The sequence below is a fragment of the Micromonospora sp. WMMD1155 genome, from assembly GCF_029581275.1.
Taxonomy (GTDB): Bacteria; Actinomycetota; Actinomycetes; order Mycobacteriales; family Micromonosporaceae; genus Micromonospora.
Genome location: NZ_CP120742.1, coordinates 1,182,682 through 1,195,957, shown reverse-complemented (window position 1 = coordinate 1,195,957; position 13,276 = coordinate 1,182,682). Strand labels below are relative to the sequence as shown.

At 72.4% G+C, this 13,276-nt stretch carries 13 protein-coding genes; 12 read left to right on the top strand and 1 reads right to left on the bottom strand.

The window, feature by feature from the left end; all coding sequences use genetic code 11:
* Positions 1-107 precede the first annotated feature (107 nt).
* The 10 genes from rimP (at position 108) to O7617_RS05135 (ending at position 10,102) form a co-directional block, all read left to right on the top strand.
* On the top strand, positions 108-797 hold the full coding sequence (gene rimP / locus O7617_RS05180) for a ribosome maturation factor RimP (protein WP_282261867.1): 690 nt from the start codon (positions 108-110) through the stop codon (positions 795-797).
* Complete coding sequence (gene nusA / locus O7617_RS05175) at positions 794-1,837, top strand: transcription termination factor NusA (RefSeq protein ID WP_278137985.1); 1,044 nt, start codon at positions 794-796, stop codon at positions 1,835-1,837. The genes rimP and nusA overlap by 4 nt, the downstream gene beginning before the upstream one ends.
* 16 nt (positions 1,838-1,853) lie before the next feature.
* Positions 1,854-2,186 carry a YlxR family protein gene (locus O7617_RS05170; protein WP_282261864.1) on the top strand — a complete coding sequence of 111 codons (333 nt, stop codon included), beginning with the start codon at positions 1,854-1,856 and terminating at the stop codon, positions 2,184-2,186.
* 91 nt (positions 2,187-2,277) lie between these two features.
* A complete protein-coding gene (gene infB / locus O7617_RS05165) occupies positions 2,278-5,286 on the top strand; it encodes a translation initiation factor IF-2 (protein ID WP_282261863.1) in 3,009 nt (1,002 codons plus the stop codon).
* A gap of 90 nt (positions 5,287-5,376) precedes the next feature.
* Positions 5,377-5,673 (top strand): DUF503 domain-containing protein, encoded by a 297-nt coding sequence (locus O7617_RS05160; protein WP_282261862.1) that lies wholly within the window; start codon positions 5,377-5,379, stop codon positions 5,671-5,673.
* 126 nt (positions 5,674-5,799) lie between these two features.
* Entirely contained in the window at positions 5,800-6,291 is a 492-nt protein-coding gene (gene rbfA / locus O7617_RS05155; RefSeq protein ID WP_282261861.1) for a 30S ribosome-binding factor RbfA, read from the top strand.
* The gene (locus O7617_RS05150; protein ID WP_282261859.1) at positions 6,288-7,346 is read left to right on the top strand and encodes a bifunctional oligoribonuclease/PAP phosphatase NrnA; all 1,059 of its coding nucleotides are present in this window, start codon (positions 6,288-6,290) and stop codon (positions 7,344-7,346) included. The genes rbfA and O7617_RS05150 overlap by 4 nt, the downstream gene beginning before the upstream one ends.
* Before the next feature lie 102 nt (positions 7,347-7,448).
* Positions 7,449-7,856 (top strand): hypothetical protein, encoded by a 408-nt coding sequence (locus O7617_RS05145; protein WP_282261857.1) that lies wholly within the window; start codon positions 7,449-7,451, stop codon positions 7,854-7,856.
* Positions 7,856-8,065: a DUF6186 family protein gene (locus O7617_RS05140; RefSeq protein WP_282264640.1), complete on the top strand. Its 210-nt coding sequence runs from the start codon at positions 7,856-7,858 to the stop codon at positions 8,063-8,065. Before O7617_RS05145 ends, O7617_RS05140 begins: the two co-directional genes overlap by 1 nt.
* A gap of 708 nt (positions 8,066-8,773) precedes the next feature.
* Positions 8,774-10,102 carry an MATE family efflux transporter gene (locus O7617_RS05135; protein ID WP_282261855.1) on the top strand — a complete coding sequence of 443 codons (1,329 nt, stop codon included), beginning with the start codon at positions 8,774-8,776 and terminating at the stop codon, positions 10,100-10,102.
* An 11-nt stretch (positions 10,103-10,113) separates the two neighbouring features.
* On the opposite strand, the gene O7617_RS05130 is transcribed toward O7617_RS05135, so the two are convergent.
* Positions 10,114-11,124, bottom strand: a complete 1,011-nt coding sequence (locus O7617_RS05130) for a hypothetical protein (protein ID WP_282261854.1) — start codon at positions 11,122-11,124, stop codon at positions 10,114-10,116.
* Between the two features lie 190 nt (positions 11,125-11,314).
* On the opposite strand from O7617_RS05130, the gene truB reads away from it, so the two are divergent.
* Positions 11,315-12,199 carry a tRNA pseudouridine(55) synthase TruB gene (gene truB, locus O7617_RS05125; protein WP_282261852.1) on the top strand — a complete coding sequence of 295 codons (885 nt, stop codon included), beginning with the start codon at positions 11,315-11,317 and terminating at the stop codon, positions 12,197-12,199.
* A 25-nt stretch (positions 12,200-12,224) separates the two neighbouring features.
* Positions 12,225-13,154 carry a bifunctional riboflavin kinase/FAD synthetase gene (locus O7617_RS05120; protein WP_282261850.1) on the top strand — a complete coding sequence of 310 codons (930 nt, stop codon included), beginning with the start codon at positions 12,225-12,227 and terminating at the stop codon, positions 13,152-13,154.
* The last annotated feature ends 122 nt before the right edge of the window (positions 13,155-13,276 follow it).

Here is a 13,276-nt window from a genome sequence, read left to right as displayed (position 1 = left end):
GCCGGGCAGGCGCGTTACGCTCTGCGCAGCCACCGGCGTGTCCGCTCCGGTGGCGTGCCGGCATGGCGGGAAGTCCCACCACCGTCGACCAGGGAAAGGGTGCGGAGATGACGCAGCGTGGCCGTGCCACCAGGCCGACCGGTCGACCCCGCGCTGCCGCGGGTCCCCGCGGTGGCGACCTCGCCGGGCGGCGTGCCCGGTTGCGGGCCGTGATCGAGCCCGTCGTCAACGACGCCGGCTACGACCTGGAGGACCTGTCGGTCTCCCGGGCCGGTCGCCGGCACGTGGTGCGGGTGATGGTGGACGCCGACGGCGGGATCGACCTGGACGCCGTCGCCGACGTCTCCCGGGCGGTCTCGGCCGCGCTGGACGCCGCGGAGGAGACCGGTGGCGACATCGTCGCCGGGGAATACCAGCTCGAGGTCAGTTCGCCGGGCGTCGACCGGCCACTCACCCTGCCCCGGCACTGGCGGCGCAACGTGAGCCGGCTCGTCAAGGTCACCGTCCGGGGCGCGACCGCGCTGCCCGGCCAGCGCGGCGAGCAGCCCACCGGTGATCGCCAACTGACCGGCCGGGTGATCGCCGCCGACGACGAGGGCGTGCAGCTGGAGACCGAGGACGGCCGGACCTCCTGGGCGTACGCCCAACTGGGCCCGGGTCGCGTGCAGGTCGAGTTCACCCGCCTCGCCGAGCTCGGCGAGGCGGACGAGGAGTTCGACGACGCGGACGACAGTGACGAGTTCGACGATTCAGACGACATCGACGACGAAGATGATGTGGAGGACGAGGAGAGGTGAACATCGACCTCGCGGCGCTGCGCGCACTCGAGCGCGAGCGGGAGATCCCGTTCGACACGATTCTCGCGGCGATCGAGACCGCGTTGCTGACCGCTTACCGGCACACCGACGGCGCCGAGCCGCACGCCCGGGTGGAGATCGACCGCAAGTCCGGCGCGGCCCTGGTGTACGCGCAGGAGATGGACTCCGACGGCAGTCTGGTGCGGGAGTGGGACGACACCCCGCACGACTTCGGCCGGATCGCCGCCATGACCGCCAAGCAGGTGATCCTCCAGCGGCTGCGGGAGGCCACCGACGAGGTGCACTTCGGTGAGTACGTGGGCCGCGAGGGTGACCTGGTCACCGGCGTGGTGCAGGCGCACGAGACGCGTACCGAGAAGGGCATCGTCAGCGTCGACCTGGGCAAGCTGGAGGGCGTGCTGCCGCAGTCCGAGCAGGTGCCCGGTGAGCGGTACGCCCACGGCGAGCGGGTCCGCTGCGTGGTGGTGCACGTGGCCAAGGGCATGCGCGGGCCGCAGATCACCCTGTCCCGGTCGCACCCGGCGCTGGTCAAGAAGCTCTTCGCGCTGGAGGTCCCGGAGATCGCCGACGGCACTGTCGAGATCGGCGCGATCGCCCGTGAGGCAGGTCACCGCACGAAGATCGCCGTCCGCTCCACGACTCCCGGGGTCAACGCCAAGGGTGCCTGCATCGGGCCGATGGGTCAGCGGGTACGCGCCGTGATGAGCGAGTTGCACGGCGAAAAGATCGACATCATCGACTGGTCGGACGACCCGGCCACCTTCGTCGGCAACGCGTTGTCGCCGGCCAAGGCGCTGCGGGTCGAGGTGGTCGACCTGGCCGGTCGGGCCGCCCGGGTGACGGTTCCCGACTTCCAGCTGTCGCTCGCCATCGGCCGGGAGGGGCAGAATGCCCGACTCGCGGCCCGTCTGACCGGTTGGCGGATCGACATCCGCTCCGATGCGGAGCAGACCGCCCCGGCCGCGCGTGAGGGAGCTGATCACGTGCGGGAGCCGGGCGGCGCGATCTCGGGCGGCTAGGGGTAGACTTCTTCCAGTGGTACGACGCACGCAGCCGGAGCGCACCTGTGTGGGCTGCCGACAACGTGCGCCGGCCAGCGAATTGCTGCGGATAGTCGCGGTCAGGGACGAGGCTGGTCACAGCCTCCGGCCTGATCCGCTTCGCAGGCTGCCGGGTCGGGGAGCGAACATGCATCCGGATCCGGCCTGCTTCGCGCTGGCGGTGCGGCGTCGCGCCTTCGGGCGTGCGCTGCGCATCACCGAGGTCCTCGACCACGGTGTGCTGGCGAAGCACGTCGATGCGCCAACCACTACGTCCGGTCAGCCCGACCGGGCGAGGGTCGCTAGCAGGGTAGGACGACCGACATGAGCACACGATGAAGTCCCTGAAATGACCAGGCTTCAAGTGCACGAGTGAGGTCTGCGGGTGCTGCCCGCACGACCTCGGAGTGAGGAGTGCAGTGGCAGGCAAGGCCCGCGTACACGAGCTTGCAAAAGAGCTCGGGGTCGAGAGTAAGACCGTTCTCGCCAAACTGAAGGAAATGGGCGAGTTCGTGAAGTCCGCGTCGAGCACCGTCGAGGCGCCCGTCGCCCGGCGGCTGCGTAACGCATTCGTCGCGTCCGCCGGTGCTCCGGCGCCGGCCGCCCCGTCGGCGCCCGCGTCGACGCCGGCTCCCAACCCGACCCCGACGACGTCCCCGACCCCGGGCGCGCCCCGGGTCTCGGCCAAGCCGATGCCGCCTCGGCGGCCGGCAGCGCCGATGCCCGGCCCGAAGCCGAAGGGTCCGGTGCCCGCTGCGCCGCAGCCCGCGGCCCCGGTCGCCAAGCCGGCGAGCGCCCACGACATCGAGGTGGCGGCCGCGGAGGCGCGTGCCGCCGCGCTGAAGGCTGAGCAGGAGGCCGCGGTCAAGGCCGCGCAGGCCGCCCGTCAGCAGCAGCGGGAGAACCCGGTTCGCCGGGAGCCTCCGGCAGACGGTGGCAACCGCCCCGGCCCCCGGCCGGGTCCGGCCGCGATGCCGCCCCGCCCCGGTTCGCCGGCAGCTCGCCCGAGCGCGCCTGCTCCGGGTCCGGGTGCCCGACCGGGTGGTCGCCCGCCGGCGCGCGGCGCCGGTAACAACCCGTTCGGCATCCAGGGTGGCCAGCAGCAGCGGCCCCCGGCCGCCGGTGCGGGTGGTCCTCGGCCCAACACCCCGGCGGGCATGCCGCCGCGGCCGAGCCCGAACTCCATGCCGCCGCGGCCCAGCCCGGCGTCGATGCCGAGCCAGCGTCCGGCTGCCGGTCGTCCCGGTCCCGGTGGCGCTGGTCGCCCCGGTGGTGGCGCTGGTCGCCCCGGCGGTGGCGGCGGTGGCTTCCGTGGCGGTCCCGGTGGTGGCGGCGGTGGTTACCGCGGCGGCCCCGGTGGCGGCGCGGGTGCCGGTGGTGGCGGTGGCTACCGTGGCGGTCCCGGCGGCGGCGGCGGTGCCCCCGGTGGCGGGTTCCGTCCGGGTGCGCCGGCCGGTGGTGGCGGCCGTCCGGGTGCGGGTGGTCGTGGCCGTGGCGGCGGTGCCGCGGGTGCCTTCGGGCGTCCGGGTGGCCGGCCGACGCGCGGTCGCAAGTCCAAGAAGCAGCGCAGACAGGAGTTCGACAACCTGTCGGCTCCGACCATGAGCTCGGGTGCTCCCCGGGGTCAGGGTCAGGTCGTCCGGCTGTCCCGCGGCGCCTCGCTGTCCGACTTCGCCGACAAGATCAACGCCAACCCTGGTTCGCTGGTCCAGGAGATGTTCAACCTGGGCGAGATGGTCACCGCGACCCAGTCCTGCTCTGACGACACCCTGCAGCTGCTGGGTGAGCACCTGGGCTTCGACATCCAGATCGTCAGCCCGGAGGACGAGGACCGCGAGCTGCTCGCGCAGTTCAACATCGACCTCGACGCGGAGGTGGCCGAGGAGCGTCTGGTCAGCCGTGCGCCGGTGGTGACCGTCATGGGTCACGTCGACCACGGTAAGACCAAGCTGCTCGACGCGATCCGTAAGGCGAACGTCGTGGCCGGTGAGGCGGGTGGCATCACCCAGCACATCGGTGCGTACCAGGTGCACGTTCCGCACGAGGGTGTGGACCGCGCGGTGACCTTCATCGACACCCCGGGTCACGAGGCGTTCACCGCCATGCGTGCCCGTGGTGCCCAGGTGACGGACATCGTGATCCTGGTCGTCGCGGCCGACGACGGCGTGATGCCGCAGACCATCGAGGCGTTGAACCACGCCAAGGCGGCCGACGTGCCGATCGTGGTCGCGGTCAACAAGGTCGACAAGCCGGACGCCAACCCGGACAAGGTCCGCCAGCAGCTGACCGAGTACGGCCTGGTCGCCGAGGAGTACGGCGGCGAGACCATGTTCGTCAACGTGGCCGCCAAGCCGGGCATCGGCATCGAGGAGCTGCTCGAGGCCGTCCTGCTGACCGCCGACGCGTCGCTGGAGCTGACCGCTCCGATCGACGGGCCGGCGCAGGGTGTGGCCATCGAGGCGCACCTGGACAAGGGCCGCGGTGCGGTGGCGACGGTGCTGGTGCAGAAGGGCACCCTGCGGGCCGGCGACTCGATCGTCGCCGGTGGGGCGCACGGCCGGGTCCGGGCCATGCTCGACGAGAACGGCAACCAGCTCTCCGAGGCTGGGCCGGCGCGTCCGGTCATGGTTCTGGGTCTGACCGCGCCGCCCGGCGCGGGCGACACCTTCCTCGCGGCGGCGGACGACCGCACGGTGCGGCAGATCGCCGAGCAGCGGCAGGCGCGGCGGCGGGCGGCGGCATTCGCCAACTCCCGTGGTCGGGCCACCCTCGAGACGCTCATGGAGCAGCTCAAGGAGGGCGAGAAGACGTCGCTCAACCTCATCCTCAAGGGCGATGTCTCCGGTTCGGTGGAGGCCCTGGAGGACGCGCTGTTCAACCTCGACATCCCCGAGGAGGTCCAGCTCAAGGTCCTCGACCGGGGCGTCGGTGCGATCACCGAGAGCAACGTCATGCTCGCGAGTGCGTCGTCCGAGCCGGTCACGATCATCGGCTTCAACGTGCGGGCCTCCAACAAGGTCCGTGAGATGGCCGACCGCGAGGGCGTGGAGATCCGGTACTACACCGTCATCTACCAGGCCATCGAGGAGATCGAGGCAGCGCTCAAGGGCCTGCTCAAGCCGGAGTACGAGGAGGCCGAGCTGGGCACCGCGGAGATCCGCGACGTGTTCCGCTCGTCCAAGATCGGCAACATCTCCGGTTGCATCGTCCGGTCGGGCATCATCCGACGCAACGCGAAGGCTCGACTGCTTCGGGACGGGACGGTCGTGGCGGACAATCTCACGATCACCTCGCTGAAGCGGTTCAAGGACGACGCCACCGAGGTCCGCGAGGGCTTCGAGTGTGGTCTGACCCTGGGCGGCTACAACAACGTCCAGGTCGGCGACGTCATCGAGACCTTCGAGATGCGGGAGAAGGTTCGCGCCTGATCCGGCAGTGACACGCTGATCAAGGGGTTTACGCCGCACGGCGTAAACCCCTTGATCATGCGGGCCGGGTTGGCGGTATCGTCCGGGGCGATGTTCACCGGAACCGCGGTCTTCGACCTGCTGCTGCCGGGCGACTCCCGGTCGCTCAAAGCCAAGAGATCATATGTACGGCCGATCGTGGCGGCGCTGCGCCGCTTCGAGGTGTCGGCCGCCGAGGTGGGGGCGCTCGACCTGCACGGTCGAGCGCAGATAGCGGTGGCCGTGGTGGCCGCCGAGACAGGGCACGTCCGCGAGGTGCTCGACTCCTGTGAGCGCCTGGTGGCCGCCCGTCCCGAGGTCGAGCTGCTGTCGGTTCGACGCCGGCTGTACGGCGTGGACGACGACTGACCACGGTGCCGGCTGTGCCGGGCGACCGGTACGGCCGCGAAGGTAGTGTTCGAGATGTTGGCCGGTCGGCCGGCGGCCTCCGGGTCGCCGGGCCGACCGGGAGCAGGACGCCGTGGAGGTGGCGAGATGTCTGATCCGGCCAAGGTACGCCGGCACGCCGAGCGGGTGCGTGAGCTGGTCGCGTCGGTGGTGCGGAGCCAGATCAAGGACCCGCGGCTCGGGATGATCACCATCACCGACGCCCGGATCACCGCGGACCTGCGCGACGCGACGGTCTTCTACACGGTGCTCGGCGACTCGGTGGCCCAGGCGGACACCGCAGCCGCCCTGGAGAGCGCCAAGGGGATGTTGCGCAGCACGGTCGGCAAGGCGCTCGGGCTGCGGCACTCGCCGACCCTGACGTTCGTCCTCGACGACGTACAGGACCAGGTCAAGCACATCGACGACCTGCTCGCCGCCGCCCGCAACGCCGACGCCGAGGTGCAGCGGCTCGCCGCCCGGGCGGAGTACGCGGGCGAGGCGCAGCCGTACCGGGTGGAGGACGACGCCGACGAGACGGACGAGGCCGACGAGGCCACCGACGTCACGGAGACCCCGCGGGGTGGGGAAACGCGGTGACCGGCGCCACCAGCACCCCGCTCGCCGGGGCGGCCGGGGGTGTCCCCACCGAGACGGACTGGGCTGCCGCCGAGGCGCTCGTACGGGCTCTCCCGGCGAGCGCCCGGGTGCTGTTGATCTGCCACGTCAACCCGGACGGCGATGCCCTGGGCAGCATGCTCGGCTTCGGTCTGGGCCTGCGGCAGCTCGGCGTACGCGAGGTGCAGGCGACCTTCCCCGGGCCGCCGGAGGTGCCGGAGCCGTTGCAGGGGCTGCCCGGGCTCGACCTGCTGGTCCCGGCGGACGTGGCGGACCTCGCACCCGATCTGGTGATCTGCTTCGACGCGGCGAGCGAGTCGCGCCTCGGTGAGCTGGCCGGGCGGTTGTCGTCGGCGGGCCCGGCGTTGGTGCTCGACCACCACGCCTCGAACCCGGGCTTCGGCACCGTCAACCTGGTCGACCCCGGAGCCGCGGCGACGTCGGTGGTGGCCGAGCGGTTGCTGGCCCGGCTCGGGGTCGTCGTGGACCGGGAGATCGCCGAGTGCCTCTACGTGGCGCTGACCACCGATACCGGTTCGTTCCGGTTCGCGGCGACCACCCCGGCGGTGCACGAGATGGCCGCCCGGTTGCTGGCCACCGGCATCTCGCCGGGCGACATCTCCCGGCGGGTCTTCGACACCCGGCCCTTCGGCGCGGTCCGGCTCTTCGGTGAGGTGCTCGGCCGGGCCCGGTTGGAGCCGTCCGCCGCCGGTGGCCGAGGGTTCGTCTGGACCTTCGCCACCCTGGACGACCTGGCCCGACACGACCAGCGGCCGTACGTGCTGGAGGCGTTGATCGACTCGGTGCGGTGCACCGCCGAGGCGGACGTGGGTTGTGTGTTGAAGCAGACCACGTCGGGCGACTGGGCGGTGTCGATGCGCAGCAAGGGTGCGGTGGACGTCAGCCGGGTCGCGGTCGCGCTGGGCGGTGGTGGTCACACGTTCGCGGCCGGTTTCACCGGCCGGGGCAGCGTCGATCAGGTGGTCGACTCGATCCGCGGTCAACTGGACGCGGCGCTGGTCAGCCCCGCGAACTGACGCCCACGTTCGCCGTCGTCGATCCGTCGACCCCGAAGATCAGGGTCAGCTCCGGGGAGTGTCGGTCTTCCCGCGCTCCGTGAGACCGGGAAGAATTGCGGGATGGAGCAGCCGCACGACCTCACCGTGGAGGCCCCCCGTGCCTGGGATCGGCCCGCCGTCTCCGTTCCCGTCCTGGTCTGCCTGTCGCTCGTCGGTGGTCGGTTCGCGTCCTTCTCGACCGAGGCGAATCTGTTCACCCTCGGCACCGGCGGGGTGCTGATCTGGCTCGGTCTGAGCAACCGGGTGCCGCGCCGGCCGGCACCGCCTCGGCTGGGTGCCGGAGCGGCCTGGTGGGCGGTGCCGGTGGTGGTCTTCGGTGTCTTCGAGGGTGCGACCTTCGTGCTGGCGGCCGGCGACGACTTCCCCACCTTCTCGCGTCTCGCCGATCCTCTCCTGGAAGATCACCTGACCCGGTCGGCGGCCTGGTTCGCCTGGCTGGCGGCCTTCTGGGGGCTGGTGCGGCGATGATGCGGACGCTTGCGATCGGTGGCTTCCTGGCCGCGCTGGTCCTCTTCGCGGTGGTCGAGTGGATGGCCCGGCGAGAGGGCTCGCGGATCCCCACCCTCGGCGAGGTCTGCGCGTACGTGATGCGCTACGAGGTCGGTCCGGTGCCGGTGGGCCGGATCGGTCTGTTCGGGTTCTGGTGGTGGCTGGGGTGGCACTTCCTGGCCCGTTGAACCGGGTTGCCGACCGTCCAGATGGCGGGAACCGTGAGCAGCATATGGACCTGAACGATAACTTGGGAGAGGGCCGGCGCCGCGTGGCGGCGCAGGTCATGGGCGGTGGTGCCACACCTCGTGCCGCCTCCCTCCAGGGTCGGACCGACCCGGGCTCAAGCTGCCCAGGCGGCTGCTCCGGTAACCCCGGACCGTCGTGGGGCGCTCAGCAGGACCGCCCGTGAGGGCCGCCGCCTGTCGGTGGCTCGCTCCCTGGAAGGACCACCGCCATGCCGAACAAGCCCAAGCCCGAGGCCACCACCGACGACGCCCGTGAGCAGGCCCGCCGCGCGCTGCAGACGTCGATGGACACCCGCCAGTGATCAGACCCGCCCGGCGCTGATCCCGCTGTCGGCCGGCGGAGAGGGCCGGACGCTTCTGGTCTGCCTGTGGAGCTGAATCGTCTGCGACATCACGACGGATCCGTCCGCGCCATCGTTCGCGGCACGCTGGATCGTTCGCGACATCGCGGCTGATTCGTTTACGGCATCAGCTCCAAAGCCTCTGACCGGAGGAGGCTCGCCCCGAGCGCCCGACTGCCCGAGCGCCCGACGGCCGGGCCGCCGGGCTGCGGACGCGCCACGCGCCACGCCCCTGAGCATCACCACCGACACGTAAGTGGTCGGCGGGATTGCGATCCTTACCGTGCTCGTGCCAGGATCGGCGGCGATGAGCCAGATCGCTGCCACCACCACGGGCCTGTCCGCATCGCCGCGCCGCATCGTCGGCCTCGCCCTGCCGGCTCTGGTGGTGCTCGCCGCCGAGCCGCTCTACGTGCTCGTCGACACGGCGGTGGTCGGTCACCTCGGTCGGGTGCCGCTCGCCGCGCTCGCCGTCGGCGGCACGGTGATGACGCTCACCGCGTGGGTCGGCACCGTGGTCGCGTACGGCACCACCGGGCGTGCGGCCCGCCGCTTCGGGGCCGGGGACCGGGCCGCCGCGGTGGCCGAGGGCGTCCAGTCGTCCTGGTCGGCGTTCGGTGTCGGCCTGCTGATCGCGATCGGCATGCAGTTCGGCGGAGCCGCGCTCGCGCGTACCCTCGTCGGTGGTGCCGGCGACGTCGCCGACGCCGCCGCACACTGGTTGCGCATCGCGGCCCTCGGCGCCCCCGGCCTGCTGCTCGCCGCGGCCGGCAACGGCTGGCTGCGCGGCGTGCAGGACACCCGCCGCCCACTGTTCTTCGTGCTCGGCCCCAACCTGCTCTCCGCGCTGCTCTGCCCGCTGCTGGTCTACCCCGGTGGGCTGGGTCTGGTCGGCTCGGCGGTGGCCAACGTCGTCGCGCAGACCCTCTGCGGGGCGCTCTTCGCCGCGGCGCTGGTCGCCGAACGGGTGTCGCTGCGACCCCGGCCCCACGTGATCCGCCAGCAGTTGGTGCTGAGCCGGGACCTGCTGATCAGAGGGCTGGCGTTCCAGGCCAGCTTCCTCTCCGCGACCGCCGTCGCCGCCCGCTTCGGCGCCGCCGCCGTCGGCGCCCACCAGATCGCCCTACAACTCTGGTTCTTCACCGCGCTGGTGCTCGACGCCCTCGCCATCGCCGCCCAGTCGCTGGTGGGCGCCGCGCTCGGCGCCGGCGACGACGTGGGAGCGCGGGCACTCGCCCGCCGGATCGGGCTGCTCGGCGGTGTCTGCGGCGTCGGCTTCGCGCTGCTCGTCGCCGCCGGCGCCGGCGTGGTGCCGTCGTGGTTCAGCTCCGATCCGGGGGTACGCGAGCAGGCCATGGTCGCGTGGCCGTGGTTCGTCGTCATGCTGCCGCCGGCCGGTCTGGTGTTCGCCCTCGACGGTGTGCTGATCGGCGCGGGTGACGTGCGTTACCTGCGCAACCTCACCATCGTGGCGGCGCTCGGCGGTTTCCTGCCCGCCATCTGGCTGGCGTACGCCCTCGACCTCGGGCTGGGCGGCATCTGGGCCGGGCTCACCGTGTTCGTGGTGATCCGCCTGGTCGCGCTGCTGCTGCGCCTGCGCAACGGCAGTTGGGCGGTGGTCGGCGCGGTCCGCTGACCACCGCCCGGTCAGCAGCGGGTGGTGGTCGGCGCGGGCGCGTCGAGGTCGAAGATCGTGCCCGGATCGCCCGCCGGGATCCGATCCCGGTGCACGCCGGCCACCCAGAACTGCTCCCGCACCCAGCCGTCCCGCAGTTGCGCGCAGTCCGCGTTCCAGGTCACCGCTTCCGCCGAGACGATCCACAGGCCTCGAGCGGAGGCCGGCACGTCGTCCGGGTGCGGCACCTGCCACACCACGCGGTCGCGCAACGCCACCACGCCGGCGCCGGCGGGTGCCCGCAGGTCCACGTCGAACGGGTACGCCCAGACGAACTCCGTGGAGACCTCCAACACCCGGACACCGTTCTCCGTGGTGGCGCGGTAGCCGACCCGGCCGTCGGCGCGGACGTCGGGCTCCCAGTCCGACGGCGACGCCATCCTGGTCGCGTACCGCAGGAAGCTGTTGCCGGTGAAGTCCGACCTGAGCTGCTCGCGGGCGTCCGGGGCGAGCACCTTGAGGAACGGCTCGGGGTCGCCCGTGAACATCGACGTGTCCAGCCGGCTCTCGATCAACCCCTTGCGTACCGACGCCAGCGCCGCCCGGACCTGGGCCGTGGTGAACGGCCCGGTGGCCTTGGCCGTCGGCATCAGCACTGCCTGCTCACCCGCTGCAAAGGAGGCCGCCGGTGAACCGGCGAACAGGTCCCGTGGTTCGCCGACCCTGCTGACCGGCGGGGTGGCGCTCGCGGTGGGGGTCGCCGGGGTCCCCGCGCGGACGCCGTCGGCGACCCGGTCGACCATCACCAGGCCGCCGCCGACCAGCAGGAGAGCCAGCACCAACCCGACGCCGAGCAGCAGCGCCCCGTTGTGCCGGGCGGAGAAGAAGCGGACCCGGTCCCAGCCGGTGGGCTGGTGCTCGGTCTGTGCCGAGTGCATCCACTCCGGCAGCCGTACGGGGTTGACCTCCGCTACCGCAGTGGGCGGCGGTGGTGGGTCTGCCGGGCCCGTCGGTGTGGGCTCGTCCGGTGGCGTCTGTGTCATGGTCTTTCCCCCGTCGGTGCTCGCCGCCGGTGACAGCGGGCGGATGATCTTCGCATTCTCGGGAGGTCGTCGGTCGTCCCGTCGGACAAACCGCCTCCAACCAGCGAACCCGCCGAGCGGCGGAGGCTCCGGTCACGCGCGGTGTGCCCACGCACCGGGCGGTACGGGCCGTCTGGCAGGCTTGGCCGACGTGAGCACCGATGGTCTGATCGTCGTCGACAAGCCCGGCGGCATGACGTCGCACGACGTGGTGGCGCGGATCCGCCGGCTGGCCAAGACCCGGCGCGTCGGCCACGGCGGCACCCTCGACCCGATGGCCACCGGTGTCCTGGTGATCGGTGTGGGTCGGGCGACCCGCCTGCTCACCTACGTGATCGGCGCGGGCAAGAGCTACACCGGCACCATCCGGCTCGGCCAGGCCACCGTCACCGACGACGCCGAGGGCGACGTGATCGCCAGCACTCCGGCCGGTCGGGTCACCGACGACGCGATCCGGGCGGCGTTGGCACCGCTGCGCGGCGAGGTCGACCAGGTGCCGAGCGCGGTCAGCGCCGTCAAGATTAACGGTCAGCGGGCGTACAAGCGGGTTCGCGAGGGGGAGAGCGTCGAGCTGCCCGCGCGACGGGTCACCATCTCCCGCCTGGAGGTGCTGGCGATCCGCCGTACCGAACCGGACCTGGTGGACGTGGACGTGGACGTGACCTGCTCCTCCGGCACGTACATCAGGGCCATCGCCCGGGACGCGGGCCTCGCGCTCGGCGTCGGCGGCCACCTGACCGCGCTCCGCCGGACCGCGGTGGGCGGCTTCACCATCGCCGAGGCGGCCACCCTCGACGACCTGGAGCAACGCGCCCCGGACGTGGTGAACCTGCCGCTGGACGCGGCGGCCGACCGCTTCTTTCCCCGCCGGGAGGCCACGCCCGAGGAGGCCCGGGTGCTCGCCCACGGTGGGCCGTTGGACCCGGCCGGCCTCACCGGGCCGTACGCCGTCTTCGGCCCCGCCGGCGGTCTGATCGCTATCGTCAGCGAGCGGGACGGGCGGGCCCGCGCGGAGATCGTGCTCGCCCCGGCCTGAGGCCGGGCAGTAGGGGAGGAACGGCATGCAGCGGTGGCGGGGGTACGACGCGGCGCCCGGTGGGTGGGGACGCTCCGTCGTCACCATCGGTGTGTTCGACGGTGTGCACAAGGGGCACCAGGCGACCATCGGGCACGCCGTGGCCCGGGCACGGGCGCTGGGCGTGCAGTCGGTGGTGGTCACCTTCGACCCGCACCCGGCCGAGGTGGTCCGGCCCGGTTCGCATCCGGCGGTGCTCACCGAACCGGCCCGCAAGGCCGAGTTGATCGAGGCGCTCGGCGTGGACGTGCTCTGCGTGGTGCCGTTCACCCCGGAGTTCTCCCGGCTGCCCGCCGAGCAGTTCGTGCACGACGTCCTGGTCGAGCACCTGCACGCCGCGTTGGTGGTGGTCGGCGACAACTTCCGCTTCGGGCACCGGGCGGCCGGTGACGTGGCGCTGCTGGAGCAGTTGGGGCGTACCTTCGGCTTCGGCGTGGAGGGCGGCCCACTGGTCGCCGACGACGGCACCGTCTTCTCGTCCACGTACATCCGCTCCTGCGTCGACGCGGGCGACGTGGGCGCGGCGGCCGCCGCCCTGGGCCGCCCCCACCGCCTGGAGGGCGTGGTGGTCCGCGGCGACCAGCGGGGGAGGGAACTGGGCTTTCCCACCGCCAACCTGCTCTGCCACCGGTACGCGGCGGTGCCCGCCGACGGGGTGTACGCGGCCCGGCTGATCCGCCGCGGGCAACGTGAACCGCTGATGGCGGCGGTGTCAGTGGGCACCAACCCGACCTTCTCCGGCCGGGAACGGCGGGTGGAGGCCTACGCGCTGGACTTCTCCGGCGACCTCTACGGCGAGCGCCTGGCCCTGGACTTCGTGGCGCACCTGCGCGGCCAGGTCCGGTACGACTCGATCGAGCCGTTGATCGCCCAGATGGAGCAGGACGTCACCCGTACCCGGCACGCCCTGGCCTGATCGGCGGGCCCGGCGGCGGCCCTTGGCCGGGTGTTACCGGCGAGTGCTGGTAGTCTTGCCGAGACGTCGGGTGACCGGCGTGGGGCCTCGCGTGCCTGCTCGACGCCGCGGGTGCGAGGTAC